Origin of the sequence: uncultured Brevundimonas sp., from assembly GCF_963975535.1 — a bacterium.
Taxonomy (GTDB): Bacteria; Pseudomonadota; Alphaproteobacteria; order Caulobacterales; family Caulobacteraceae; genus Brevundimonas.
On the sequence record NZ_CAXBHE010000002.1, the window covers coordinates 24,401 to 48,867 of the forward strand.

A 24,467-nucleotide genomic window follows, 5' to 3' on the forward strand; every position below is an offset into this window, starting at 1 on the left:
TACAACGGGGTGGCGGGCGAACGGGTTGCCTCAGGGGCCGAAATCAGGCGCGGACGGCCCCGCGGGCAGCGTCGATGCCGAGGGTGGCCAGGGCGGTGGCGGCGATCTGCGGGGCGTTGAGGCCGGCGGTCGCATACATGGCGGCCGGGCTGTCCTGGTCCTGGAAGACATCGGGCAGGCACAGGGTGCGGACCTTGAGCCCGGCGTCGAGCGCGCCCTTTTCGGCCAGCAGCTGGAGCACGAAGGCCCCGAAGCCGCCCATGGCCCCCTCCTCCACCGTGATCAGGGCCTCGTGCTCGCGGGCCAGACGCAGGATCAGGTCGGCGTCGAGCGGCTTGGCGAAGCGGGCGTCGGCGACCGTGGCCGAGACGCCGCGCGCGGCCAGCAGGTCGGCGGCCTTGAGGGATTCCTCGAGCCGGGTACCCAGCGACAGGATGGCCACGGCCGTGCCCTCGCGGACGATACGGCCCTTGCCGATCTCGAGCGGAGCCGACAGCTCGGGAATCTCGACGCCGACGCCCTCGCCGCGCGGATAGCGGAAGGCGCTGGGACGGTCGTCGATCTCGAGACTCGTGGCGATCATGGCGGCCAGTTCGGCCTCGTCGGCGGCGGCCATCAGCACCATGCCGGGCAGGGCTCCCATGAAGCCGATGTCGAAGGATCCCGCATGGGTGGCCCCGTCGGCCCCGACCAGGCCGGCGCGGTCCATGGCGAAGCGAACCGGCAGCTTCTGGATGGCCACATCGTGGACGACCTGGTCATAGCCGCGCTGCAGGAAGGTCGAATAGATGGCGCAGAACGGCTTCATGCCGTCGGCGGCCAGACCGGCGGCAAAGGTCACCGCATGCTGTTCGGCGATGCCGACGTCATAGGTACGGTCGGGGAAGGCCTGGCCGAACAGGTCCAGACCGGTGCCCGAGGGCATGGCGGCGGTGATGGCGACGATCGACGGGTCCAGATGCGCCCGCTTGATCAGCTCGGTGCCGAACACCTTGGTGTAGCTGGGGGCATTGGCGATGGCCTTGGACTGTTTGCCCGAGACCACGTCGAATTTGGCGACCGCATGCAGCTTGTCGGCGCTGGATTCGGCCGGGGCATAGCCCTTGCCCTTCTGCGTCACGACATGGACCAGCACCGGCCGGTCGTCGATGGCGGCGGCGTTCTTCAGGATGGGCACCAGGTTGTCGAGGTCGTGACCGTCGATCGGGCCGATGTAGTAGAAGCCCAGCTCCTCGAAAAAGGTGCCGCCGACGATCATGCCGCGGGCGTATTCCTCGGCCTTGCGCGCGGCGTTGCGGAACGGACGCGGCAGGTGTTCGGCCACCGACTTTCCGAAGCGGCGGAAATTGCGATAGGTGCCGCCCGAAACCTGTTTGGCGAGATAGGCGCTCATGCCGCCGACGGGCGGGGCGATCGACATGTCATTGTCGTTGAGGATGACGACCAGCTGTTTGGTGGTCTCGGCGGCGTTGTTCATCGCCTCATAGGCCATGCCCGCCGACATCGAGCCGTCGCCGATCACGGCCACGACCTTGTTGGACCCGCCCTTCTGGTCGCGGGCGGCGCAGAAGCCGAGGGCGGCGCTGATCGAGGTCGAGGCATGGGCCGCGCCGAACGGATCGTAGTCGCTCTCGCTGCGCTTGGTGAAGCCGGACAGGCCCCCGGGCTGGCGCAGGGTGCGGATGCGGTCGCGGCGTCCGGTCAGGATCTTGTGCGGATAGCACTGGTGGCCGACGTCCCAGATCAGGATGTCCTTCGGCGTCTCGAACACATGGTGCAGGGCGACGGTCAATTCGACCACGCCGAGGCCGGCCCCGAGGTGGCCGCCGGTGACCGAGACGGCGTCGATGGTCTCGACGCGCACCTCGTCCGCCAGCTGCCGCAGCCGTGGCGCATCGAAGGCGCGCATATCGGCGGGAACATGGACGGTGTCGAGCAGCGGCGTATCGGGCATTCGGGCAGTTAACCTCGGGTCGTTTTTATCTCAACGCGGCGCGAGACCGCAGGTGCCTCAGTCCGTCAGGACTGTCGCTTTAACACGAAGTCCACGCTGGCCTTGAGAATTTCGGCATCGTGGCCGAACACATCCAGATGGGCGCGCGCCTGGTCGGCCAGATGGGCCACGCGGTGGCGGGCGGCCTCAACGCCCAGCAGGGTGACGAAATTGGTCTTGCCGCGGGCCGCGTCCTTGCCGCCGGCGGCCTTGCCCAGCAGGTCCTCGTCGCCCTCGACGTCCAGCAGATCGTCGACGATCTGGTAGGCCAGGCCGATGTCGTGGGCGAAGCTGGTCAGGGCCTGGCGGTGGTGGTCGCGGGCCCGGGCGATGATCAGCGGGATCTCGAAGGCATAGGCGAACAGGGCCCCGGTCTTGAGCCGCTGCATCCGGGCCACCCCGCCAAGGTCGTCGCGCACGCCCAGCAGGTCGATCATCTGGCCGCCGGCCATGCCGCGCGCGCCCGAGGCCAGCGACAGCCGGGCCGCCAGTTCGCAACGGATGGCCGGGTCCTCGTGGGTGTCCTCGTGCAGGACGATGTCGAAGGCGGCGGTCTGCAGGGCGTCGCCGGCGAGCACGGCGGTGGCCTCGTCATAGGCCCTGTGCAGGGTCGGGCGGCCGCGGCGGACGTCGTCGTCGTCCATGCAGGGCAGGTCGTCATGGACCAGGCTGTAGGCATGGACGCATTCGAGAGCGCAGGCCGCACGCAGCACCGGCCGTTCCTCGATATCGAACAGATTGGCCGCCTCGAGGGCGAAGAAGGGCCGCAGCCGCTTGCCCGGGCCGAGGGCGGCATAGCGCATCGCCTCGGTCAGCCGGACCTCCGGGCCGTCGGCGCGCGGCAGCAGTTCGTCGAGGGCGACGGTGACCAGGTCGGCGACCTCGGCCACGCGGTCGATGACCGTCTGGGCAGACGAGTTGGCGGCGCAGGGGATGACCGGTGGAAGCGTCAGAACAGCCTCCCGCCGACAGGAACCTCACGGTCGACCCCAACCAGCACCACCTCGCCGTCCGCATCCGGGAAGCCCAGGGTCAGGACCTCGGACATGAAGGGGCCGATCTGGCGCGGGGCGAAATTGACCACGGCGGCGACCTTGCGGCCGACCAGCTGGTCCGGGGTGTAGTGGCGGGTGATCTGGGCCGAGGACTTCCTCACCCCGATGTCGGGGCCGAAATCGATGGTCAGTTTGAAGGCGGGCTTGCGGGCCTCGGGAAAGGGATCGGCGGCGATCACCTGACCGACGCGGACATCGACCCGGAGGAAGTCCGCAAAGGCGATGCGCTCGGCGACCGGGTCGGGGGCCATCAGCCGAACTCGGCCGGTTCGCTGCCTTTGGCCTGGCCGTCGGGACCGACGACGATCGTCTCGACGCGCAACTGGGCGGCCTTGAGCCGGGCCTCGCAATGCGACTTCAGGCGGGCCCCCTCCTCATAGAGGGTGATCGATTCCTCGAGCGGGGCCTGGCCGGACTCGAGACGCGAGACGATCGACTCCAGCCGGGCGAGGGCGTCCTCGAAGCTGAGATCGGCGGGGATGGCGGCTTTGTCGGTCATCGGTTCGTTCTACAGGACGCGGCGGGCGCGCCAACCCCCGGAACGGTGGTCCCGGGACTCAGGCCTTCTCGTAGCGACGCTGGGACCAGTATTTGAAGCCCTGATTGTGCACGAGACGCCAGCCGTCGGCCTTCAGCCGGCCCCCGACCATATGGTTGAAATAGCCATGGGCGAAAACCAGTACGTCCTGACCGGTGGCCGCGCGGGCGATCAGGGCGCGGGCGGCCTGTTCGGCGCGGGCCTCGGCCTGGAGGCGGGTCTCCTGCCCCTCATGATGGTTGAACACATGCCACCAGAAGCGCGCCACCACGCCCCAGTATTTGGGCGGCAGGCGGAACCAGCCCGGGAAGTTCGGCGGCGGCAGGGGGGCCTCGATGAACAGGGCGTCGACCATGACCTCGCGGCCGTCGGCCACGGCGGCGGCGGTCTCCTGGGCGCGCAGCCGGGTCGAGGCATAGATGGCCCCGGCCCCCTGGGCGGCGGCGACCAGGGCGGGCGGCGGGGTCTGTCCGGCCAGCAGGCCGCCTTCCTCATAGCGGGCCCACCAGTCGCGATACTGGGTCGCGGTGATCAGGCATTTGCGCGACAGCGCCGGTTCGCCGTGGCGGGCCAGGATGATGGCCCCCGGACGTGCCGGGGCCGTGTCCGCGACCGGTGGGGGGGCCGGTTCCGGGCCCGGGCGGGCGGCGTCAATGTCGGAAAGGGAAACGGTCATGGCTGCGGGGGGGGGCGGGCGGTGTGGTCGATGCGCCGTATGCGGTCCCTACTCCTCCCCCAGTGCCTGAACATGGGCGACCGCGGAACGGCCCAGCCCTTCGAGGTCGTAACCGCCCTCGAGCGAGGACACAACCTTGCCGCCACACGTCTGGCGCGCAACCTCGAGCACCGCGCGGGTGGCCCAGGCGAAGTCGTCCGCCTCCAGTGACTGGTGGGCCAGAGGATCGCGGCGGTGGGCGTCGAATCCGGCCGAGATCAGGATCAGGTCCGGGGCGAACGATTCGAGCGCCGGCATCAGGACGTCGGCGAAGGCCGAGCGCCATGATTCGCGGGCCGCGTGGGGCTGGACCGGGGCGTTGACGATATTGCCGACCCCGGTCTCCGAGGCCGCGCCGGTGCCGGGATAGAGAGGCGACTGGTGAATCGAGGCGAGGAACAGGCTGGCGTCATTCTGGAAAGCCGCCTGGGTGCCGTTGCCGTGGTGGACGTCGAAATCGACCACGGCGACACGGGCAAAGCCTTCGGCCTGGGCGACGCGGGCGGCGACCGCGACATTGGAGAACAGGCAGAAGCCCATCGGCGTGTCCGGCTCGGCGTGATGGCCGGGCGGGCGGACGGCGGCGAAGGCGCGGGCGGTGTCGCCCCGGGCCACAGCGCGGACGGCGTCGATCACCGCCCCGGCGGCGAGACGGCCGGCGCGGACGCTGCCGGGCGACAGCAGGGTGTCGGCGTCGAGGGCCGCCAGCCCCCGGGCCGGCGCGGCACCCAGGATGCGGGCGACATGGGCGGCGGGATGCAGTCGCTCCAGATCGGCGACGGCGGCCTCGGTCGCGGCCTGGCGGTCGCGCGACAGGCCGGCGGCGTCCAGCGCGTCGAGCACCGCCTGCAGGCGCTCGGGCCGTTCGGGATGGCCGACCCCGGGCCGGTGGTCGATCATGTCGGGGTGGGTGAACAGGGTGACGCTCATGGTGTGAGATTACGCATCCTCGACCGCAAACAACACCCGCTCATCCCGGCCTTCGCAGGAATGAAGGGGTTGAGTCCCGACCGTCGGCGGGTGCAAACGAGGCCATGACCGCGCCCCTGATCCGCCCCGCCCGCGCCGATGACGCCCCCGCCCTGTCGGCACTGGGCCGCGCGACCTTCGTCGAGACCTTCGTCGAGGGGTTCGCCATCCCCTATCCGCCGCAGGATCTGGAGCCGTTCCTCGATGCCGCGTTCGGGGTGGAGACCACGGCCGCCAGCCTGGCCGATCCGGCCGGGGCCTGGTGGGTGGCCGAGGTGGACGGTGCGGTCGTGGCTTTCGCCACCACCGGCCCCAACAGCCTGCCCCATCCGGACGGCCGCCCGTCCCATGCCGAGCTGAAGCGGCTATATGTCGGCAAGTCGACACAGGGACTGGGTCTGGGCACGAAGCTGCTGGCCCTGGCCCTGGACTGGATGGACCGCCACGGCGACGGCCCGCAGTGGATCGGGGTGTGGAGCGGCAATCTGAAAGCGCAGAAACTGTATGCCGCCTACGGCTTCGAAAAGGCCGGAGAGTATGACTATCCGGTCGGCAACTGGCGCGACCACGAGTTCATCCTGCGGCGCGGATAGGCTATGATGGCCGAATGACCCGCGACGAACTGCTGACCAAGCTGCGCGACCTGAAGCCCTGGCTGGCGGAGCAGGGCATCGTCAATGTGCGCCTGTTCGGCAGCTATGCCCGCGACGAGGCCGGGCCGGACAGCGACGTGGACCTGCTGGTGGAAATGACCCGGCCGTTGGGTTTCCGATTTTTCGGGATCGAGGAAGACCTGTCCAAGGCCTTGGGCGCACGCGTCGAAATGGGGACAGCGAGAGCCATGACCGCACGCATCCGCAAGCATGCCGAAAGCGACGCCATTGCGATCTGACTCGGAGGACGATCTGGCGATGCTCGACGTGATGATCGAGGCATTGGACAAGGTCGCGCAGTATACCGGGGACGTCAGTCGCGAGGAATTTCTGGATAGCTCGCTGGTTCAGGACGCCGTCGCCCTGAACTTCCTTGTCGTCGGGGAGTGCGCGAACACGCTCAGCGAAGCCACGAAGGCCAAGGGTCCGACCGCCCCGTGGCCGCAAATCATTTCCCTTCGCCACAGGATCGCCCACCGGTATCAAGCCGTGGATCGTCTGACCATTTTTGGCCTGGCTATCGATGACGCGGCGGATTTGCGAGCGGCACTTGCCGAGTTGCGTACTGTTCTCGGAAGCGAAGACTGATGCTCCTGCCCTTCTTCACAGCCCTTCGCGACGCGCGCGTTCCTGTCTCGATGAAGGAATGGCTCCATCTGATGGAGGCCATGGACAAGGACGTGGCGGGCCGGAAGGTCGACGACTTCTACCATCTGTCGCGGGCGGTGCTGGTCAAGGACGAGAAACATTACGACCGGTTCGACCAGGTGTTCGGCAAGGTGTTCGCCGGGATCGAGACGGTCGGCGCGGGCGAGGACCTGACCACCGAGATTCCCGACGACTGGCTGAAGCTGCTGACCGAGAAATACCTCAGCGACGAGGACAAGGCCGCGATCGAGGCCATGGGCGGGTTCGACAAGCTGATGGAGACACTGAAACAGCGTCTGGACGAGCAGAAGGGCCGGCACGAGGGCGGCAATCGCTGGATCGGCACCGGCGGCACCAGCCCGTTCGGCCACGGCGGCTACAATCCCGAGGGCGTGCGCATCGGCGGGCCGGGCCGGCACGGCCGGGCGGTCAAGGTCTGGGAGAAGCGCGAATACCGCAATCTGGACGACACGGTCGAATTGGGCACGCGCAACATCAAGGTGGCCCTGCGCCGGCTGCGGCGCTTCGCCCGCGAGGGGGCGGCCGACGAGCTGGACATGGACGCGACCATCGACGGCACGGCCAAACAGGGCTGGCTGGACATCCACATGCGGGCCGAGCGGCGCAACACCATCAAGGTGCTGCTGTTCCTCGACATCGGCGGCTCGATGGATGGCCATGTGAAGCTGTGCGAGGAGCTGTTCTCGGCGGCGAAGACCGAGTTCAAGAACATGGAGTTCTTCTACTTCCACAACTGCCTCTACGAAGGCGTGTGGAAGGACAACCGCCGCCGTCACGGCGAGAAGATCGCGACCTGGGACCTGCTGAACAAATACCCCGGCGACTGGCGCGCCATCTTCGTCGGTGACGCGACCATGAGCCCCTATGAGGTGACCATGCCGGGTGGCTCGGTCGAGCACTGGAACGAGGAGGCCGGGGCCGTGTGGCTGACGCGGGCGCGTCAGCAGTGGGAGAAATGCGTCTGGCTGAACCCGGTGGCCGAACGCTACTGGAGCTATTCGGCCTCGGTGTCGATGGTGCGCGAACTGATGGACGAGCGGATGTTCCCACTGACCATCGACGGGCTGGACAAGGCGATGCGGGCCCTGACCCGATAGGCGATCGCCGCCACCGGACGGCTGCCCGCTGCGGCCGGCCCGGGGAGCCGCCGGACCGCAGCGGTTGGCCTGTAAGTTGACCTGTAATCAGTGTTTGCTGGCGTCGCGCAGGGCGTCCTTGGCACCGCCGACGGCGTTCTGGACCTTGCCCTCGACCTGGTCGGCGCGGCCCTCGGCCTTCAGCTTCTCGTCGCCGGTCACCTTGCCGGCGGCTTCCTTGACGTTGCCACCCAGGTTCTTGGCGGCACCTTCGATGCGATCATGATCGGGCATTGCGGGTCTCCTGTCAGGGGTCGCCCCAGCGGCGACCGGACCAAGACAGCGACCAGACGGGCCTGACGTTCCGAAAGGCTCCGCTTGGATCCGGGAACCGCGCGCGTGTCAGGCCGGGACGAGGACCTCGGTTATGTGCCTGATGGTGACCGTCCGTCCGGGTCCGGTGCTCACGGCCTGCTGCGCCCCGAGCTGCCGGACCAGGGCCTCAACGATGGCCGTGCCCAGACCGCCACCCGATATGGTCGCTACAGGGGACGAAACGCCGACACCGTTGTCGGCGACCGTCAGGGTCCAGTCGGTGCCGTCACTGACATAGCGAACCACCACCCGGGCGTCGGTTCGGTCGTCGGGAAAGGCGTATTTGATCGAGTTGATCACCAGTTCGGTGACGATCAGGCCGAGACTGACGGCCCTGTCGGAGCCGATCCGGCCGTCGTCGGCCTCGGCAACGATCGCGATCGGTCGGCTCTCGCCGATCATCGAGGACGACAGACTGGCGCACAGCTTGGTGAGGTAGGAGCCGACGGCGATCAGGTCGACACCGCCGGTCGCGTGCAGGTGGGACTGGACCTCGGCAACCGACAGCACCCGCTGATGCGCGTCGCGCAGATGGCCGCGCGATTCCTCGGACGTGACCTTGCGCGCCTTCAGCATCAGGATGCTGGCGATGATCTGCAGGCTGTTGACGACGCGGTGCTGCATCTCCTGCAACAGGGTCTGCTGTTGCTGCAGCAGGTCCCCGGTCCGCGCGAGCAGCAATTCCTTCTCGCGCTCGATCACCCGCCGGGCGGTGATGTCGGTGAAGGCCAGCAGGATCGTCGAATTGGGGCTGGTCTCGTACAGCACCTTGCGCGCGTTCAGCAGCATGGTGCGCCGGCCGACGCCGGGGAAGTCGTGATCGACCTCGAACCCGTCCATCGCCACCTGGGTCGGGATGATGGTTTCCAGCAACTCACGCAGGGCCGGGATATTCCACTGGCCGTCACCCAGATCATAGAGCCGGCAGCCCATCGTATGGTCAGAGTCGACCTTGAAGATCTCGTAGAAGGCCCGGCTGGCGGCGAGCACCCGCAACCCGCCATCGAGCACGAGCAGGGGCTCATGGATGGTGTCGACGATCGCCTCGGCCAGGGTCTGGGCGTTTTCAATGCCCGGGATTGGCTTGGTAATCACAGAGGGGGAGTCCGGCCCGGGCACGAAAAATTCCGCAGCCAGCCGGGCAACTGTACACGGCCCGGCGATGGACGCCAGCCAATGTATGTAACCTGAACGACACTCAGGCTGACTGGCGCAGCCACAGTGCCACAGCCCAGGCGTGGGCCTCATGACGCAGGCTGGACAGGGCCACGACCGGATCCAGCCAGACCAGCTCATGATCGGCCTCGACCCTCGCCGCAGGATCGAAGGCGACCTGTTCGGCGGTCCAGACACCGCCCCGGTTGTTCAGCGGCGTGCCGTCGGACTTGCGGAAATACTGGGCGACCTCGACCAGCCGGGCCACCGGCCGCACCGTCAGGCCGGTCTCCTCGGTGAACTCGCGGATCAGGGCCTCGGGCTCGGTCTCGGTGCCGTCCACCGCCCCGCCGGGCAGGTCGAAATAGCTGCCCTCGCCCCGATCGACCCGGACACAGGCCAGCCGTCCGGCCTCGATCAACAGGCCGAAGGCAGTCGGCCGGTCCCGATAGACAAGGCCGGTCTGGTGAACACCGAATTGCAGCATGGTCTATCCCCGACGCGCCGGACCGGACGGTGAGCGTCGCGCCGGCGCGCGACCGGGCATCGGCATGGACAGGGACCGGGTGTCGGCACGGCGGGTCAGGGCAATCGGCTCACTCATCCGGGGCAGCTTTAGCGGCCGCCTATGCCAAGTCCAGTCGCGCGATGGGTGAAACAGTCGTCAGTTCCGGCAATCGCGGTTAATACTGCCACGGTCCGACGGGTGGAGAAGACGATATGATCTGGTGGTGGTGGATTATTCCGGCGGTGGTCGGGGCCCTTGGCCTGTTCCTGTTGCTGTACAGCCTCGGGCAGCTGTTCCGCGGCCGGCTGTTCGGCGGCGGTCTGGGCACGATCGGCGGCGGCGGACTGATGGCCGTGGCCGCGATCGTGGCTCTGACGGGTCTCAACGTCCAGACCTATGCCCGGATGACCTATGAACGGCCGGTGGCGACCCTGCAGCTGAAACAGCTGGGACCGCAGTATTTCGAGGCCACGGTGACCCAGCCCGCCCGGGTCGAGGGTGCGCCCGACCGGTCGGAAATCTATCTGCTGAACGGCGACGACTGGCGGATCGAGGCCCAGGTGCTGAAGTGGAAGCCGTGGGCCAATGTGATGGGGCTGGACAGCCAGTACCGGCTGGACCGGCTGTCAGGTCGCTACCAGGACATCGAGCAGGAGCTGCACAGCACCCGCAGCGTCCACGCCCTGTCCGGCGGCGACGGAGCCACGGTCCTGCCCGGCAATATCACGGTGCCGTGGAAACTCAGTGTCTGGGACATGGCGCGGCGCTATCGCCGTCACATCAACGCGGTCGACACCCTCTACGGCGGCGCGACCTATATGCCGATGGCCGACGGGGCGAAGTACGAGGTGTGGATCACCCAGTCCGGCCTGGTCGCCCGTCCGGTCAATGTGGTGGCCCGCGACGCCTCGGCCGGGGGCTGGAGCCAGGTCAACTAGCTCAGACGGTGCCGATGGTGCGCAGCCGGGCGCGGGGATGGACCTCGTTCTGGCTCATCACCACGGTCTGGCCGCGGAAGCGTTCGATGATTGAGCGCACATAGGGGCGGACCTGGGGTCCGGTCAGCAACACGGCGCTCTCGCCGGCCATGGCGGCGCGTTCGAACACGTCGCGGACCGCGCGGATGAAGTCCTGCAGCCGCGACGGGGCCATGGCCAGCTGCTTGTCCTCGCCCTGGCCGACCAGGGCTTCGGCGAAGGCCTGTTCCCATTCCGGTGACAGGGTGACGATCGGCAGGGCCCCGTCCTCGCCCTTGTGCTGCCAGCACAGCTGGCGGGCCAGCCGCGTGCGGACGTGTTCGACCAGGGTGGTGACCGAACTGGTGTGTGGCGCGGCCTCGGCCAGCCCCTCGAGGATGGCGCCCAGGTCGCGGATCGAGACCTTCTCGCGCAGCAGGGTCTGCAGCACCCGCTGCAGGGTGGTGACGGTGACGACCGAGGGGATCAGCTCCTCGACCAGCTTCTGCTCCTCGGTGCCCAGCTCCTTCAGCAGCTTCTGCACCTCGCCGTAGGACAGCAGCTCGGCCATGTTCTCCTTGAGGATCTCGGTCAGGTGGGTGGTCAGCACGGTCGACGGGTCGACGATGGTGTAGCCGCGGAAGGTGGCCTCCTCGCGCAGGCTCTCGTCGATCCAGGTGGCGGGCAGGCCGAAGGCGGGTTCCTTGGTGTGCTCGCCCGGCAGTTCGACCTGGCGGCCGTTGGGGTCCATGGCCATCAGACAGCCCAGACGCACCTCGCCCTGGCCGGCCTCCATCTCCTTGATGCGGATGGCGTAGCCTTGGGTGCCGAGCCGCATGTTGTCGAGAATGCGCACCGACGGCATGACGAAGCCGTATTCCTGGGCCAGCGAGCGGCGCAGGGCCCGGACCTGGTCGGTCAGGCGGCGGCCCTCGAGGTCATTGATCAGCGACAGCAGGGAATAGCCCAGCTCGATCTTGACCTCGTCGATGGTCAGGGCGGTGCCGATCGGTTCCTCGACCTCTTCCTTGGGGTCGGCCGAGGCGGCGGCGAGTTGGGCCTCGGACGGCTTGGGTCGCAGCCGGTCGCGGCCCAGGCGCCAGGCCATCACGCCGGTCCCGAGGGACAGGGCCGCGAACGGGATCAGCGGCATGCCGGGGATCAGGCCGATCAGGGCGGAGGCGGCCGAGACCACGCCGAGGCTGACGGGGTTGGTGGCCAGCTGGGCGACCAGGGCCTTGTCGGCCGTGCCCTCGACCCCGGCCTTGGACACCAGGAAGCCGGCGGCGATCGAGATGATGATGGCCGGGACCTGGGTGACCAGACCGTCGCCGATGGTCAGCTGGATATAGGCGTTGGCCGCCTCGCCGGCGGGCATGCCGTGCTGGAGCACGCCGATCAGCATGCCGCCCAGGGCGTTGATGAAGGTGATGATCAGCCCGGCCACGGCGTCGCCGCGCACGAATTTCGAGGCCCCGTCCATGGCCCCGAAGAAGGTCGATTCCTGCTCCAGCTCCTTGCGGCGCAGCTTGGCCGCCGCCTCGTCGATCAGGCCCGAGGACAGGTCGGCGTCGATGGCCATCTGCTTGCCGGGCATGGAGTCGAGGGTGAAGCGGGCGCTGACCTCGGCGATCCGGGTCGAGCCCTTGGTGATGACCACGAAATTCACCACCAGAATGATGGCGAAGATGATGATGCCGATGATGAAATTGCCGCCCATCATCAGGGAGCCGAAGGCCTGGATCACCTCGCCGGCGGAGTTGTGGCCCTCGTGGCCGTGGGTCAGGACCAGCCGGGTCGAGGCCAGGTTCAGGCCGAGGCGGAACAGGGTCGAGACCAGCAGGACGGTCGGGAAGATGGCGAAGTCGAGCGGCCGCTTCATCATCACGGCCGTCATCAGGATCAGCACGCTGGAGACCAGGGAAATGGCGAGCAGCATGTCGAGCAGGAATTTCGGGATCGGCAGGATCAGTAGCAGGATGACGCCGATGACGCCGGTGGCCATGGCCACCTCGCCACGCGCGAACCAGCCGAAGACTTCCTTGCCGGTCGGACGGGCCATGCCGTCCTTCATCATCGACGGGACGTCGGTCATCCGGCCACGCCATGGCCCAGGGCGGCCAGCGCCTGCCGGGTGGCCGCGGCGATGACGGCGTCATTGGCCGCGGACGAGGAGGCGGCGGTCGCATGATAGTAGGCGGCGACGATCACCGGCTTGCCGGTCGGCGGATACAGCAGGCCGATGTCATTGGTCGGGCCATAGCCGCCGGTGCCGGTCTTGTGCGCGACCCGCCAGCCGGCGGGCACGCCCGCCTTGATCCGGCGCGTACCGGTCGGGGAATCGCGCATCCAGCCCAGCAGCCGGGCCTGCGAGTCAGCCGTCAGCGGTGAGTCGAGGCTGACGAACAGGCGTTGCAGATTGACCGCCGACTGGTCGGGCCGGATCGTGTCCTTGTCACCGTCGAGTCGGTTCATCTCCGGCTCGAAGCGATCGACGCGGGTGCTGTCGTCACCGAGTGACCGGTAGAAGGCCTGCATGGCGGCCAGGCCGCCGTTGGCCCTGAGCAGCAGATTGGCGGCGGGATTGTCGCTGACCTCGACGATGGCCTGCATCAGGCGCTCGACGCTGAGGCTGGATCCGATCGCGGGTTCGGTCACCGGGGCGTGGGCGACCCTGTCGGCGGCGGTCACCGGGATGCGGCGATCGAGGGTCTCGTGACCGTCCTGGATGCGGACCAGGGTCGCGGCGGCGAGGAACATCTTGAAGGTCGAGCAGTAGACGAACCGCTCGTTACCACGCCAGCCGCAGCTGCGACCGGTGCCGGTGTCGATGGCGACGAAGCCGAGGCGGCCGCCGTTGCGGGCCTCCAGGGCCGACAGGTCGATGGCCCCGATCGTGGCCGAGGGCCGCGCGGGCTGGACCCGGGGTGTGGGCTCGGACGCGGTCGGCGGCGAACAGCCCCCCAGCGCCAGCGCGCCGAGGCCGGTCAGGACGCTTCTGCGGTCCGTCGCCGTGGTCATGGTCAGGCCGCGTAGCCGGAGGAGGCGACACCGGACTGGGGCGCGGGAATGGGCGTGCCCTCGTCCGAGTATTCGTTGAGCTTGTTGCGCAGGGTGCGGATCGAGATGCCGAGGATGGTGGCCGCGTGGGTGCGGTTGCCGAGACAGTGCGACAGGGTGTCGAGGATCAGCGTTTTCTCCATCTGCGCCACGGTCTGGCCGACATAGGCGCGGGACACGGCATCGGCCGTCTGGGCGGCACGGGCGGCCGGGCTGGAGTCGACCGCGCCGCCACCGGTCAGGGGCTGGCCGTCCGGCAGGCGGATGGCGTCGACGTCGATCTCGGCCCCGGTCGCCAGCAATACGGCGCGGTGCATGGCGTTCTCCAGCTCGCGCACATTGCCGGGCCAGCGGTGACCGGCCAGGGCGCGGCGGGCGTCGGCGGCGATCGGCCGGACCGGCACGCCGTTGGCGGCGGCGTATTTCTTGACGAAGAAATCGGCCAGGGCCGCGATGTCACCCGGCCGCTCACGCAGCGACGGCAGCCGCAGGTTCACGACGTTCAGGCGATAGAGCAGGTCCTCGCGGAAGGTGCCCTCGCTGACGGCCCGGGCCAGATCGCGGTTGGACGTGGCGATGATGCGGATGTTGACCGGCACGGGCTTGGTGCCGCCGACCCGGTCGATGACCCGCTCCTGGATGGCGCGCAGCAGCTTGGCCTGGAGCCGGGCGTCCATCTCGCTGATCTCGTCCAGCAGCAGGGTCCCGCCGTCGGCCTCCTCGAACTTGCCGATGCGCCGGGCGATGGCGCCGGTGAAGGCCCCCTTCTCGTGGCCGAACAGCTCGGACTCGAGCAGGTTGTCGGGGATGGCGGCGCAGTTGACGCTGATGAAGGCCCGCTCGGCCCGCTTGGAATTGGTGTGCAGATAGCGGGCCATCACCTCCTTGCCGACGCCGCTTTCGCCGGTGATCAGGATCGAGGCTTCCGAACGGGCCACCTGGTCGGCCAGCATGACCACCGCCTTCATCGACGGATCGGCCGAGATCAGCGGCCGGTCGTCGTCGGCCACGGCCGACAGCACGGCGGCGATCAGGTCGGCTTCCGGCGGCAGGGGGATGAATTCCTTGGCCCCGGCGCGGATGGCGGCAGCAGCCTCGGCGGCATTGGCGTCGAGACCGAAGGCGACAACAGGGACGTGGATCCGCTCGGCGTCGTTGGCCGCGATCAGGGCCCCGATGTCGAGATGATAGTCGACCATCAGCAGGTCAGCCCCCTGCCCGCGCCGGAGCTGCTCCGTCGCCTGGTCGATGCGCTCGACGTGCTGCACCTTGGCCCCGTGGGCCATGGCCATCTTCACTGCCGACGCCAGCTGGCCCGAGAGCCGTCCAACCACCAGAAGCCGCATGGGTCTTCTCCTCTAATCTTTACCTACGGGGATCCGGCAGCCGATCAGGCGCCGGAGTCCTCGGTCTTGATGATTTCCGTCATGGTCACGCCCAGGCGGTCCTCGACGACGACGACCTCCCCGCGGGCGACCAGACGGTTGTTGACGAAGATGTCGATGGCCTCGCCGACCTTGCGGTCCAGCTCGAGCACCGAGCCGCGATTGAGCTTCAGCAGCTGGGCCACGGTCATGTGCGCCTTGCCGAGGACGGCCGAGATGTTGACCGGAACGTCGAAGACGCTGGCGAGATCGGAGGCGGCCTTGTCACCCGGCTCGTCGCCGGTGGTCAGGGCGGTGGAGTCCGGAAACTCCTCAAGGGACATGTGGTCACTGGCCATCGGAGGGCCTCCCGTCAGAAAGGGTTTCAGCATGACCGGCCTCGCCCGCCAGGGCCGAGGTCAGCGCCTCGGACATGCGGGCATGGGCGGCCTCGGGATCGAAGGCGGCACGGCCGTCGGCCCACTCCAGCTGGAAGGCGGCAACCGGCAGGTCCGGATCCTCGCGGAAGGCGACCAGCCCCGAGAAGCCGGCCTCGGCGCACAGCTGGGTCATTCGCGCCTTCACGTCCTCGTCCAGCCCGGCGGAGCGGATCACCAGACGCGGCGTGGCATCGATCTCCTGACCCAGGGCCTCCAGCGCAGCCTGCAGCGGCCCGTCGGGAAACCGGTCGAGGGCGGCGGCGGCCACGACGCGCGCCGCGCTCAGGGCCAGGTGCGACGCCTGTTCGCGATGCAGCTGAACCAGCCGGGTCAGGGCCGGGGCCCCGGCGGTCACGGCCTCGCCGATGGCCGTGACGGCCATGGCCTGCAGGCTCTGGACCTCGGCCAGGGCTGTCTCGCGGGCCTCCAGCCGGGCCTGGGCCAGCAGGGCCTCGACCTCGGCCGGCGCATAGGAGCGTTTGGTCGGGCGGAAGCCGGACGGCGTGACGACAACACCGGAGTCGTCGAACTCGGTATCGAAGGCATACGGGCGATGGACGGCGGGATCGGTCATGTCAGTAGATCAACTCGTCATCGCCGCTCTGGCCGACCAGCATGATCTCACCCTTGGCGGCGAGATCCTTGGCGACCTGGACCATGGCCGTCTGGGCCGCGTCGACGTCCTTGAGGCGGACGGGGCCCATCGATTCCATGTCCTCGCGCATGATCTTGGCGGCGCGTTCGGACATGTTGGAGAAGAACATCTCGCGCAGGCTTTCCGACGCCCCCTTCATGGCCAGGCCCAGGGAATCCTTGTCGACCGCGCGCAGCAGGGTCTGGACCCCGCCCGGATCGAGCTTGGACAGGTCCTCGAACACGAACATCAGGGCCCGGATCCGTTCGGCCGCCTCGCGGTTGCGCTCTTCCAGGGCCCCGATGAACCGGGCCTCGGTCTGACGGTCGAAACTGTTGAAGATGTCGGCCATCAGCTCATGGCTGTCGCGCTTGGACGTGCGCGCCAGGTTGGACATGAATTCGGTGCGCAGCGTCTGTTCGATCTTGTCGAGGATGTCGCGCTGCACCGGTTCCATGCGCAGCATCCGCTGGACGCACTCCAGGGCGAAGTCCTCGGGCAGGGCGGTCAGGACCCGCGAGGCATGGTCCGGCTTGATCTTGGACAGGACCACGGCGACGGTCTGCGGGTATTCGTTCTTCAGATAGTTGGCGAGGACGGCCTCGTTCACATTGCCGAGCTTGTCCCACATGGTCCGGCCGGCGGGACCCCGGATCTCCTCCATCAGGCCGTCGACCCGATCCGAGGGCATGAAGGAGGCCAGCAGGCGCTGAGTCTGCTCGAAGCTGCCCATGACCGAGCCCGAGCCGGCCATGCCGGATACGAACTCCACCATCAGCTCCTCGACCACCGCCGAGGCCACCGTGCCCAGGGCGGCCATGGCCTGGGAGATCTCCTTGATCTCCTCCTCGTCCAGGGATTCCCAGAGACGGGGATGATCTTCCCCGAGGGCGAGCAGAATGACCGCGGCCTTTTCCGGCCCGCTCAGCCGGCCGGGGTCCTCGATAACGGCCTTCTTGTTCGCGGCGCGTGCCATCAGCCTTCGTGCACCCAGTTGCGCAGGATCGCCGTCGATTCATCGGGATTCTTGTCCACGAAATCAGCGACCATCTTGACCGAAGACGCCTTCACCTGACCTTCGACCCGCGCCATATCCAGCCGCTTTTCCATCTCGGACGGGCCGGCCAGCTGGGCCACGCCGCCGCCCTGGCCGCCGGCCAGGCTGGTCTGCAACATCGCCGCACCGCCGCCGGGGCCGGGGCCGGCCAGGGCGGGCAGGCCGCCGCCCGACGCGGTCTTCAGCAGCGGCCGCAGGACGAAGAAGATCAGCAGCAGGCCGGTGATCAGCAGCACCAGCAATTCGACGCCGCGCATGATGTCATTCTTGGTGAAGTCGAACAGGGACGAGCCGGCCTCGGTGCCGCCCATGTCGGCGACGTCGTGGGTAAAGCCGACATTGAGGACTTCGATCTTGTCGCCCCGGGCCTCATCGATACCCACGGCGGCGGCCACCAGGGACTTGATCTGTTCGATCTGCTCCGGCGAGCGGGCCGTATAGGTCGGCGGCCCCTTGCCGTCGGCCGCCGGGACGCGCCGGTCATCGACAACCACGGACACGGCCAGCTTCTTGACCTCGCCGGCCTCCTTGATCGTGGTCGTGGTCGTGTTGGAGATCTCATAGTTGGTGGTTTCGGTATTGGCCGTGTCACTGGACCCGACCGGCGTCGTGGCCGGGGCCTCGCCGCCGGGAATGTTGTTGGCGGCCGTGGCACCGCCGTCGGAAACGCCGGTCGTGTCGGTGGACTCCGTGCCGTTGGTCGAGGTCGAACGGACGACCTGGCCGTCGGGATCGTAGCGCAGCTCCTGGGTGGTGGAGCGGCTGTGGTCGATGTCCGCGGTGACCTGGACCCGGGCGGCCCCGACGCCGACCACGCCCTCGACGATGTCCTTGATGCGGGCCTGCAACTGCGCCTCGGTGGTGTTCTTGGCGTCCAGGGCCGAGGCGGAGCTGAAGCCGTCGGCGCTGGATCCGGCCGCCAGGGTCCGGTTGGCGGTATCGGTCAGGGTGACCTTTTCCGGCTTCAGGTTCGGCACCGAGGAGGCGACGACATTGCGGATGGCGTCGACCTGGCTGGCGCTCAGGGCGCGACCACTGACGCCGACGACGACGGCGGCAGTGGGCTCGACCCCGTCCGACTGGAACAGTTCGCGCCGCGGCATGGCGATCTGGACCCGGGCCGAGGTGATGCCCCGCATCGACATGATGGTGCGCGACAGCTCGCCCTGCAGGGCGCGTTGTTCGTTGAGGTTCTGCTGGAATTCGGTCTGGCCCAGCACCGACTGGTTGTCGAACAGCTCGTAGCCGACCGAGCCGGAGGTCACGAGACCCTTGCCGGCCAGCATCAGCCGGGCCGCGCCGACGTCGTCACGATTGACGAAGATGGTCGAGCCGTCGCCCTTGGACTGGTATTTGATCCCGGCCCCGTCGAGGGCGCTGGAGATCTCGGAGGCCTCACGCAGGTCGAGGTTGGAATAGAGCAGGGCGTCCGGGGCCTGGCCGATACGCAACATGACGGCCACGAGCACCGCCGCGACGCCGGCGGCAACGCCCAGCACCACAGTCAGTCGACCGATTCCAAATCGCTGCAACGCCGCCGAGAAGCCGCCCACGCGTCCCCACCCACTCTACCGACGGGAGACCGAACACGCCCGCTAGGCAGAAAGTGCCGCCTGCGTGGTAAATGGGGCGTTAAGACCGGTTAATCAGGCAACGGTTTCCGGAGGCTGTGGCGACCGGGTTCGCTCAGACGGCCCGGCGCCGGGCGTCCCGCGCCGCGGCGGCGGCCTCGATCCGGGCCTCGGCGATGGCGGCGGCGATCTGATGGGTCGGCAGGCCCTCGGTCACCGAACGCTCGAGAATCTCCTCAAGCGTCTCCATCAGGCGGGCGAGCTTGGTCTCGACCCAGGCCGGGTCATAGGCCCCGCCGGCCTGCCGGGCACGCAGCTCGGAGGCGACATTGATGATCCCGCCGCCGTTGATGACATAGTCCGGCGCGTACAGGACGCCGCGGGCGAACAGGGCCTCACCGATCTCGGGGGTGGCCAGCTGGTTGTTGGCCGCGCCGACCACCGCCCTGACCGTCAGCCGGTCCAGCGTCCCGGCGTTCAGCGTCGCGCCGAGGGCGCAGGGCGCATAGATGTCAGCCTTGACGTCATAGATGGCGTCCGGGTCGACAATCTCGGCGTCGGTGCGGGCCGCGACCTCGGCCAGCAGGGCGGTGTTGACATCGGTCATGACCAGCCTGGCCCCGGCGGCGTGCAGCTTGTCGGCCAGATAGCCGCCGACGTGGCCGACGCCCTGCAGGGCGATGGTCAGGCCGGACAGGTCGTTCTGGTTCCACAGCCGCCGCGCCACGACCAGGGTCGAGCGGTACACGCCCTCGGCGGTGACCGGGCTGGGATCCCCCGAGGCTTCCGGTCCGTCGTTCAGACCCAGGACATAGGGGGTGACCTTGCGGGCCTCGGCGACGTCGTCGACCGACACGCCGACGTCCTCGGCCGCATAGTAGGTGCCGCCCAGCGTATCGACGGCGCGCCCGAAGGCGGCGAACAGCTCGGGCGTCTTCTGGGTACGGCTGTCGCCGATGATGACCGACTTGCCGCCGCCCATCTCCAGATCGGCGATCGCATTCTTGTAGCTCATGCCGCGCGACAGGCGCAGCACATCCTCCAGCGCCTCGGCACTGGACCCGTAGTTCCACATGCGCGTGCCGCCGACGGCGGGCCCCCGGGCGGTGGAGTGGACGGCGACGATCGCCTTGAGGCCAGTCTTTTCATCGAAGAAGGCGTGGACGCCTTCGTGGTTCGCAAAAGACGGAGAATCGAAAAGCGTCATGCTCATAGCGAGCCTTCCCGGGCAATATTCTTGTTGGAGCCAGATACCCTCAGGATGACGTTACGGCAAGCATGACCGTGGGCCTCAACGGTCCGGCGCGGCGGACTGCAGATGGGGCAGCACCGCGCTCGCACCGGACGGCAGCGGCGCGTCGGGGTCGCGCAGGGCGGCAGCGACGTCCCCGTAGACGGTGACCGCCCCGAGGTCGCGGTCCAGCAAATGCCAGCCCGCGGGATAGAAGGCGGTGCGCAGGGTCGGCGACTCTCCGGCCCGCTCCAGCGCCCGCCGCATCGGCCCCGGGGTGACGATCTGGTCGTGTGCCCCGTAGAGCAGCAGGGTCGGGACCTTCGTCTCGCCCAGCCGCTGCGAGGCCGTCTCCATCAGCCCGACCAGGCCGGCCAGGGTGTCGAACCGGGTCGCCAGAATGCTGTTGGGATCGCGGCCGTTGCGGATCAGCTCCAGCATGTTGTCCGAAGCGCGGATGTCGCGGACCGCCCACTCGGGCGGCTCGACCGCGCGGTCGCCGAACAGGCGGGCGGCGAACCACAGGCTGGTGCCGTTGAGCCAGCCCTGGCTGGACCAGCCCCAGACTCCGGGGGCCAGCAGGATCAACCGGTCGGCGGCGGGCGGCGGGTCCGAGGCGAAGGCGGCGACGGCGATCGACCCGCCCATGCTTTCACCGACCACGGCGACGAGGGCCTCGGGATGCCGGGCCCGGACCAGGGCGACGACGCTGCGCAGGTCGGCGGTCAGGGTCCCCTCGCCGGGCCACAGGCCCCGGCCCGGGGCCTCGCCGAAGCCGCGCTGGTCATAGGCCCAGGTCTCGATTCCCTGTTCGGCCCACCACGGACCGGCGAGACGGAACGAGGCGCGCGAGTCGTTCATGCCGTGCAGGGCCACGATCACGGCCCAGGGTTCGCCGTCGGCCGGCGACCAGCGCAGGTACGGCAGCCGGGCCCCGTCCTGGACGACGAAGGTCCCCGACAGTCCGGCGGGGGCCTCCGCGATGTGCGGTCCGGCAAATCCGGCCGGCGGGGTCAGGGGCGGCTGGACATAGGGGGTGGCGCAGGCCGTCAGGATCAGGGCCAGGCACAGGGCGGTCAGGGGGCGGATCATGACGCGAGGATATCCCGGACGCGCTGCTGCAAACAGGGCAGGATGTCCGCTTCGAACCAGGGATTTCGTCGCAGCCAGGTCGTGTTGCGCCACGACGGGTGCGGCAGCGGCAGGACGTCGGGCCCAAGGGCGCGCCAGGCCCGCACCGTCCCGGTCATGCCGGCCTTCGCCGCCGCGCCCAGCGCCCATCGCTGGGCATGGCCCCCGACCAGCAGGGTCAGCTGTACGCGCGGCAGGGCCGCCAGCAGCCGGGGTCGCCACAGCTCGGCACAGCGGCGCGGCGGCGGATAGTCGCCGCCCTTCGGGGCCGTGCCCGGATAGCAGAAGGCCTGGGCCGCGACGCCGATACGGGGGTCGGCATAGAAGGTCTCATAGTCGACGCCCAGCCAGTCGCGCAGGCGGTCGCCCGACGCATCGGTGAACGGCAGGCCGCTCTCGTGCACGCGCCGCCCGGGGGCCTGGCCGCAGATCAACAGCCGGGTTTCGGGAAACACATGCACCACCGGACGCGGCGTGTGCGGCAGCTCGCCGAGACAGGCGCGACAGGCCCGGATGTCGGCGAGGACGGCTCCGAGATCGGGATCAGGCGAAGTCGTCGTCATCCTCGTCGACCACCGGCGGCAGGGCGGCCAGGGCGGCGGCCGTTTCCTCGGGCGTCGGCAGGCGCAGGCGGATCACGCCCTTCAAGGCCGTCGGATCGACCGGCTTGCCCTTCTTGGTGATGGTCAGCCTGCCCTGGCGCATCAGGGCGAGGGCGCAATGGCGCACCTTGGGCAGCAGGCGCTGCCATTGCTCCGGCTGCAGTTCCTTGGCCACGTCGGACGGCTCGATGCTCTTGCCGCCGACACCCTTGGGATCGGCCTTGGCCAACTTTTCGAAGATGGCGCTCTCGATGGGATCGTTCATGATGTCTATATGCTGCGCTGCAATAGCGGAAAGAAGGCGGAGTAAGGACTATGGTCGCGAAAGTCACGGTGAGCGAGGGCGAGTTCGCCGGCTGGCAGCACTATGATCTGCAGGGCACCTTCGACCAGGTGGTCGGGCCGTTCTATTTCAAGCCCGATCCGGACGGCCGCATGCGTTGCGCCTTCCGGGCCGAGGCCAAGCATATGAACGCCGGTGACCGCATGCACGGCGGCTGCCTGATGACCTTCGCCGACATCGCCCTGTTCCAGACCGCCTACCAGGAGATGGAGGGCAAGAGCGGTGTCACCATCCAGCTGGATTCGACCTTCATCGACGGGGCCTATGTCGGTGAACTGATCGAGGCGACCGGCGAGGTGGTGCGCGCCGGCGGCTCGCTGATCTTCGTGCGCGGCCAGATCACCACCGGCGAGCGGACGCTGATGACCTATTCCGGCGTGATCCGGAAATTCACCGCCCGGGGCTAGACGGCCGCGGCCGGGCGGGCCCGGCAGGCCGCGAGCCAGCGGTTGAAATGCTCATAGGCCTCGGGCGGCTGGTATTTGATCAGGCGGGCGAAATCGAGCCCGGTGACCGAGACCAGATCGGCGATAGTGAAGCGGTCGGCGGCGATGAATTCGCGGTCGGCCAGATGCCGGTTGAGCGTCTTCATCATCTTCTCGGCCTCGGCCTGGTTATAGGCCCCGACCTCGGGGTTCTGCGGCCCCATCAGGGCCAGGCCCGGATGGGTATGGCGCACGGCCAGCATCACCGGGTTGGCCAGATAGATCTCGCAGCGCCGGGTCCACATCTCGATTATCGCCTGTTCGCGCGCGTCGCGGCCGAACAGGTTGGGCTCGGGGTAGAGGGATTCCAGATAGCGGCAGATAGCCAGGGATTCGGAGATACAGGTGCCGTCATCCAGTTCCAACGCCGGGACATGGGCCAGGCCGATGCGGTTGCGGTATTCCGGTGCCTTGTGCTCGCCGGTCGCCAGATCGACCGGGACGATCTCGATGTCCTCAATGCCCTTTTCGGCCATCAGCCAGCGGACCCGACGCGGATTGGGCGCGCGCGCATAGTCGAACAGCTTCATCAGGAACACTCCGTTTTCCAAAGCAACGCTATCAGGCGAAGACGGCGGCAGGCAAGGCCCCGACCACGGCGGCGGTCATCAGGGTGGCGAGGAAGCCGGCGAACAGGGCCTTCCAGACCATGCCCAGCACCTCTTCGCGGCGGTCGGGCACCAGCACCGACAGGCCGGTGACGGTGATGCCGACCGAGCCGATATTGGCGAAGCCGCACAGGGCATAGGTCATCAGCATGCGGGTGCGCTCGCTCATGTCGCCGACCGGCACCTTGCCCAGTTCGATGAAGGCGACGAACTCGGTCAGGGTCAGCTTGACGCCCAGCAGCCAGCCGGCCTTGCCGGCCTCGGCCCATTCGACGCCGGTCAGCCAGGCAATCGGCATGAAGACCCAGCCCAGCACCCGCTCGACCGTCACATGATCCCCGAACAGCCAGAGGCCGGCCAGCATCACATTGGCCAGGGCCACCAGGGCGACGAAGACGATCAGGACGGCCGAGATGTTCAGCACCACCATCAGGCCGTCCGCCGTGCCCTTGACGATGGCGTCGACGGCGCTGTCGTATTTCAGGTCCGCGCCGTCCCCGGCCTGGGCCCCGCCCTGCCCCGGCTTTTCGGGAATGATGATGCGGGCCAGCAGCACCCCGGCCGGGGCCGAGACGATCGAGGCGACCAGCACATGGCCCGCCGCGTTGGGCAGGACGTCGTGCAGGATGGTGGCATAGGCGACCATGGTCGAGCCGGCGACCGTGGCCAGGCCGACCACCATCAGCAGGAACAGCTCGGACCGGGTCAGCCGGTCCAGATAGGCGCGGATGACGATCGGGCTCTCGATCATGCCGAGGAAGATGTTGGCGGCCACCGCCAGGGCCGAGGCCCCGCCCAGCCCCATGGTGCGCTGGAACAGCAGGCCGAAGCCGTGGGTGATCCATTTCAGGATCTTCCAGTGCCACAGCAGGGCCGACAGGGCCGAGATCACCAGGATCAGCGGCAGGACATTGAAGGCGAAGGTGAACAGGGCCGACGGATTGTCGACCGAATAGGGCTGGTCGCCCCCGGCCAGATAGCCGAACACGAATTGCGCGCCCCGGGCCGAGGCCAGGCTGAGACCATCGACAGCGCTGGTCACCGCCGCCAGCACGGCCTGGGATCCGGGAATGGCGAACAGGGCCAGCACCAGTCCGGCCTGGACGGCGACCGCCCCGAGCGCCAGCTTCCACGGAAAGGCCCGCCGGTTCTCGGACAGGCCCCAGCAGGCGGCGATGATGACGGTCAGGCCGAACAGGCTCTGCAGGTTCAGAAGACTGAACATCGAGGACTCCCCCACCCGGCCCCCGCCGGACGTCTCCCTCCGCTTGAACGCGAC

The 24,467-nt window shown here is 68.4% G+C and carries 28 protein-coding genes; 6 read left to right on the forward strand and 22 right to left on the reverse strand.

Annotation, left to right across the window (positions count from 1 at the left end):
* Positions 1-43: 43 nt before the first annotated feature.
* The 6 genes from dxs to AACZ75_RS02415 form a co-directional block, all read right to left on the reverse strand.
* Entirely contained in the window at positions 44-1,954 is a 1,911-nt protein-coding gene (gene dxs, locus AACZ75_RS02390) for a 1-deoxy-D-xylulose-5-phosphate synthase (protein ID WP_339871017.1), read from the reverse strand.
* Positions 1,955-2,019: 65 nt separating this feature from the next.
* The gene (locus tag AACZ75_RS02395) at positions 2,020-2,892 is read right to left on the reverse strand and encodes a polyprenyl synthetase family protein (RefSeq protein WP_339871435.1); all 873 of its coding nucleotides are present in this window, start codon (positions 2,890-2,892) and stop codon (positions 2,020-2,022) included.
* Between the two features lie 50 nt (positions 2,893-2,942).
* On the reverse strand, positions 2,943-3,299 hold the full coding sequence (locus tag AACZ75_RS02400) for a tRNA-binding protein (RefSeq protein WP_339871019.1): 357 nt from the start codon (positions 3,297-3,299) through the stop codon (positions 2,943-2,945).
* A complete protein-coding gene (locus AACZ75_RS02405; protein ID WP_339871021.1) occupies positions 3,299-3,547 on the reverse strand; it encodes an exodeoxyribonuclease VII small subunit in 249 nt (82 codons plus the stop codon). The genes AACZ75_RS02400 and AACZ75_RS02405 overlap by 1 nt, the downstream gene beginning before the upstream one ends.
* Positions 3,548-3,605: 58 nt before the next feature.
* On the reverse strand, positions 3,606-4,262 hold the full coding sequence (locus AACZ75_RS02410) for a histidine phosphatase family protein (RefSeq protein ID WP_339871022.1): 657 nt from the start codon (positions 4,260-4,262) through the stop codon (positions 3,606-3,608).
* A gap of 48 nt (positions 4,263-4,310) precedes the next feature.
* Positions 4,311-5,231 carry a histone deacetylase family protein gene (locus tag AACZ75_RS02415; protein ID WP_339871024.1) on the reverse strand — a complete coding sequence of 307 codons (921 nt, stop codon included), beginning with the start codon at positions 5,229-5,231 and terminating at the stop codon, positions 4,311-4,313.
* A 104-nt stretch (positions 5,232-5,335) separates the two neighbouring features.
* On the opposite strand from AACZ75_RS02415, the gene AACZ75_RS02420 reads away from it, so the two are divergent.
* The 4 genes from AACZ75_RS02420 to AACZ75_RS02435 are packed head-to-tail and all read left to right on the forward strand — an operon-like array spanning position 5,336 to position 7,689.
* Entirely contained in the window at positions 5,336-5,863 is a 528-nt protein-coding gene (locus AACZ75_RS02420) for a GNAT family N-acetyltransferase (RefSeq protein WP_339871026.1), read from the forward strand.
* A 14-nt stretch (positions 5,864-5,877) separates the two neighbouring features.
* Positions 5,878-6,162 (forward strand): nucleotidyltransferase family protein, encoded by a 285-nt coding sequence (locus AACZ75_RS02425; RefSeq protein ID WP_339871028.1) that lies wholly within the window; start codon positions 5,878-5,880, stop codon positions 6,160-6,162.
* A gap of 19 nt (positions 6,163-6,181) precedes the next feature.
* Positions 6,182-6,511 carry a HepT-like ribonuclease domain-containing protein gene (locus AACZ75_RS02430; protein ID WP_339871030.1) on the forward strand — a complete coding sequence of 110 codons (330 nt, stop codon included), beginning with the start codon at positions 6,182-6,184 and terminating at the stop codon, positions 6,509-6,511.
* The gene (locus tag AACZ75_RS02435; RefSeq protein ID WP_339871031.1) at positions 6,511-7,689 is read left to right on the forward strand and encodes a VWA domain-containing protein; all 1,179 of its coding nucleotides are present in this window, start codon (positions 6,511-6,513) and stop codon (positions 7,687-7,689) included. The genes AACZ75_RS02430 and AACZ75_RS02435 overlap by 1 nt, the downstream gene beginning before the upstream one ends.
* 87 nt (positions 7,690-7,776) lie before the next feature.
* On the opposite strand, the gene AACZ75_RS02440 is transcribed toward AACZ75_RS02435, so the two are convergent.
* The 3 genes from AACZ75_RS02440 to AACZ75_RS02450 all read right to left on the reverse strand — a co-directional run bounded on the left by AACZ75_RS02440 (position 7,777) and on the right by AACZ75_RS02450 (position 9,685).
* Positions 7,777-7,962 carry a CsbD family protein gene (locus AACZ75_RS02440; RefSeq protein ID WP_339871032.1) on the reverse strand — a complete coding sequence of 62 codons (186 nt, stop codon included), beginning with the start codon at positions 7,960-7,962 and terminating at the stop codon, positions 7,777-7,779.
* 108 nt (positions 7,963-8,070) lie between these two features.
* Complete coding sequence (locus tag AACZ75_RS02445; RefSeq protein ID WP_339871033.1) at positions 8,071-9,138, reverse strand: histidine kinase dimerization/phosphoacceptor domain -containing protein; 1,068 nt, start codon at positions 9,136-9,138, stop codon at positions 8,071-8,073.
* Positions 9,139-9,241: 103 nt separating this feature from the next.
* Positions 9,242-9,685 carry an NUDIX domain-containing protein gene (locus AACZ75_RS02450; RefSeq protein WP_339871034.1) on the reverse strand — a complete coding sequence of 148 codons (444 nt, stop codon included), beginning with the start codon at positions 9,683-9,685 and terminating at the stop codon, positions 9,242-9,244.
* 233 nt (positions 9,686-9,918) lie between these two features.
* Between AACZ75_RS02450 and AACZ75_RS02455 the strand changes: the two genes are divergently transcribed.
* Complete coding sequence (locus AACZ75_RS02455; protein ID WP_339871035.1) at positions 9,919-10,644, forward strand: hypothetical protein; 726 nt, start codon at positions 9,919-9,921, stop codon at positions 10,642-10,644.
* A 1-nt stretch (position 10,645) separates the two neighbouring features.
* Here AACZ75_RS02455 and flhA read toward each other — a convergent pair whose 3' ends face one another.
* From flhA to AACZ75_RS02510, 11 genes are all read right to left on the reverse strand, one after another.
* Positions 10,646-12,739 carry a flagellar biosynthesis protein FlhA gene (gene flhA / locus AACZ75_RS02460; protein ID WP_339871436.1) on the reverse strand — a complete coding sequence of 698 codons (2,094 nt, stop codon included), beginning with the start codon at positions 12,737-12,739 and terminating at the stop codon, positions 10,646-10,648.
* Between the two features lie 14 nt (positions 12,740-12,753).
* On the reverse strand, positions 12,754-13,683 hold the full coding sequence (gene bla, locus AACZ75_RS02465) for a class A beta-lactamase (RefSeq protein WP_339871036.1): 930 nt from the start codon (positions 13,681-13,683) through the stop codon (positions 12,754-12,756).
* Between the two features lie 2 nt (positions 13,684-13,685).
* Positions 13,686-15,068, reverse strand: coding sequence for a sigma-54 dependent transcriptional regulator (locus AACZ75_RS02470; protein WP_339871037.1), 1,383 nt, complete (start codon positions 15,066-15,068; stop codon positions 13,686-13,688).
* 44 nt (positions 15,069-15,112) lie between these two features.
* Positions 15,113-15,445 carry a flagellar motor switch protein FliN gene (gene fliN / locus AACZ75_RS02475; RefSeq protein WP_339871039.1) on the reverse strand — a complete coding sequence of 111 codons (333 nt, stop codon included), beginning with the start codon at positions 15,443-15,445 and terminating at the stop codon, positions 15,113-15,115.
* Positions 15,435-16,100, reverse strand: a complete 666-nt coding sequence (locus tag AACZ75_RS02480) for a flagellar assembly protein FlbE (RefSeq protein WP_339871040.1) — start codon at positions 16,098-16,100, stop codon at positions 15,435-15,437. The genes fliN and AACZ75_RS02480 overlap by 11 nt, the downstream gene beginning before the upstream one ends.
* A gap of 1 nt (position 16,101) precedes the next feature.
* Positions 16,102-17,136, reverse strand: coding sequence for a flagellar motor switch protein FliG (fliG, locus tag AACZ75_RS02485; protein ID WP_339871041.1), 1,035 nt, complete (start codon positions 17,134-17,136; stop codon positions 16,102-16,104).
* The gene (gene fliF, locus AACZ75_RS02490) at positions 17,136-18,770 is read right to left on the reverse strand and encodes a flagellar basal-body MS-ring/collar protein FliF (protein ID WP_339871042.1); all 1,635 of its coding nucleotides are present in this window, start codon (positions 18,768-18,770) and stop codon (positions 17,136-17,138) included. The genes fliG and fliF overlap by 1 nt, the downstream gene beginning before the upstream one ends.
* A 133-nt stretch (positions 18,771-18,903) precedes the next feature.
* The gene (locus tag AACZ75_RS02495; RefSeq protein WP_339871438.1) at positions 18,904-19,995 is read right to left on the reverse strand and encodes a Glu/Leu/Phe/Val dehydrogenase dimerization domain-containing protein; all 1,092 of its coding nucleotides are present in this window, start codon (positions 19,993-19,995) and stop codon (positions 18,904-18,906) included.
* 84 nt (positions 19,996-20,079) lie between these two features.
* A complete protein-coding gene (locus AACZ75_RS02500) occupies positions 20,080-21,111 on the reverse strand; it encodes an alpha/beta fold hydrolase (protein WP_339871043.1) in 1,032 nt (343 codons plus the stop codon).
* Positions 21,108-21,713 carry a uracil-DNA glycosylase family protein gene (locus AACZ75_RS02505; RefSeq protein ID WP_339871044.1) on the reverse strand — a complete coding sequence of 202 codons (606 nt, stop codon included), beginning with the start codon at positions 21,711-21,713 and terminating at the stop codon, positions 21,108-21,110. Before AACZ75_RS02505 ends, AACZ75_RS02500 begins: the two co-directional genes overlap by 4 nt.
* Positions 21,694-22,017: a DUF3253 domain-containing protein gene (locus AACZ75_RS02510; protein WP_339871045.1), complete on the reverse strand. Its 324-nt coding sequence runs from the start codon at positions 22,015-22,017 to the stop codon at positions 21,694-21,696. Before AACZ75_RS02510 ends, AACZ75_RS02505 begins: the two co-directional genes overlap by 20 nt.
* A 50-nt stretch (positions 22,018-22,067) precedes the next feature.
* On the opposite strand from AACZ75_RS02510, the gene AACZ75_RS02515 reads away from it, so the two are divergent.
* Positions 22,068-22,502 carry a PaaI family thioesterase gene (locus tag AACZ75_RS02515; RefSeq protein WP_339871046.1) on the forward strand — a complete coding sequence of 145 codons (435 nt, stop codon included), beginning with the start codon at positions 22,068-22,070 and terminating at the stop codon, positions 22,500-22,502.
* Here AACZ75_RS02515 and AACZ75_RS02520 read toward each other — a convergent pair.
* Both AACZ75_RS02520 and AACZ75_RS02525 read right to left on the reverse strand, forming a co-directional pair.
* Positions 22,499-23,110, reverse strand: a complete 612-nt coding sequence (locus AACZ75_RS02520; protein ID WP_339871047.1) for a glutathione S-transferase family protein — start codon at positions 23,108-23,110, stop codon at positions 22,499-22,501. The two genes, AACZ75_RS02515 and AACZ75_RS02520, sit on opposite strands and share 4 nt — an antisense overlap.
* 31 nt (positions 23,111-23,141) lie before the next feature.
* On the reverse strand, positions 23,142-24,413 hold the full coding sequence (locus AACZ75_RS02525) for a nucleoside transporter C-terminal domain-containing protein (protein ID WP_339871049.1): 1,272 nt from the start codon (positions 24,411-24,413) through the stop codon (positions 23,142-23,144).
* Positions 24,414-24,467: the final 54 nt, after the last annotated feature.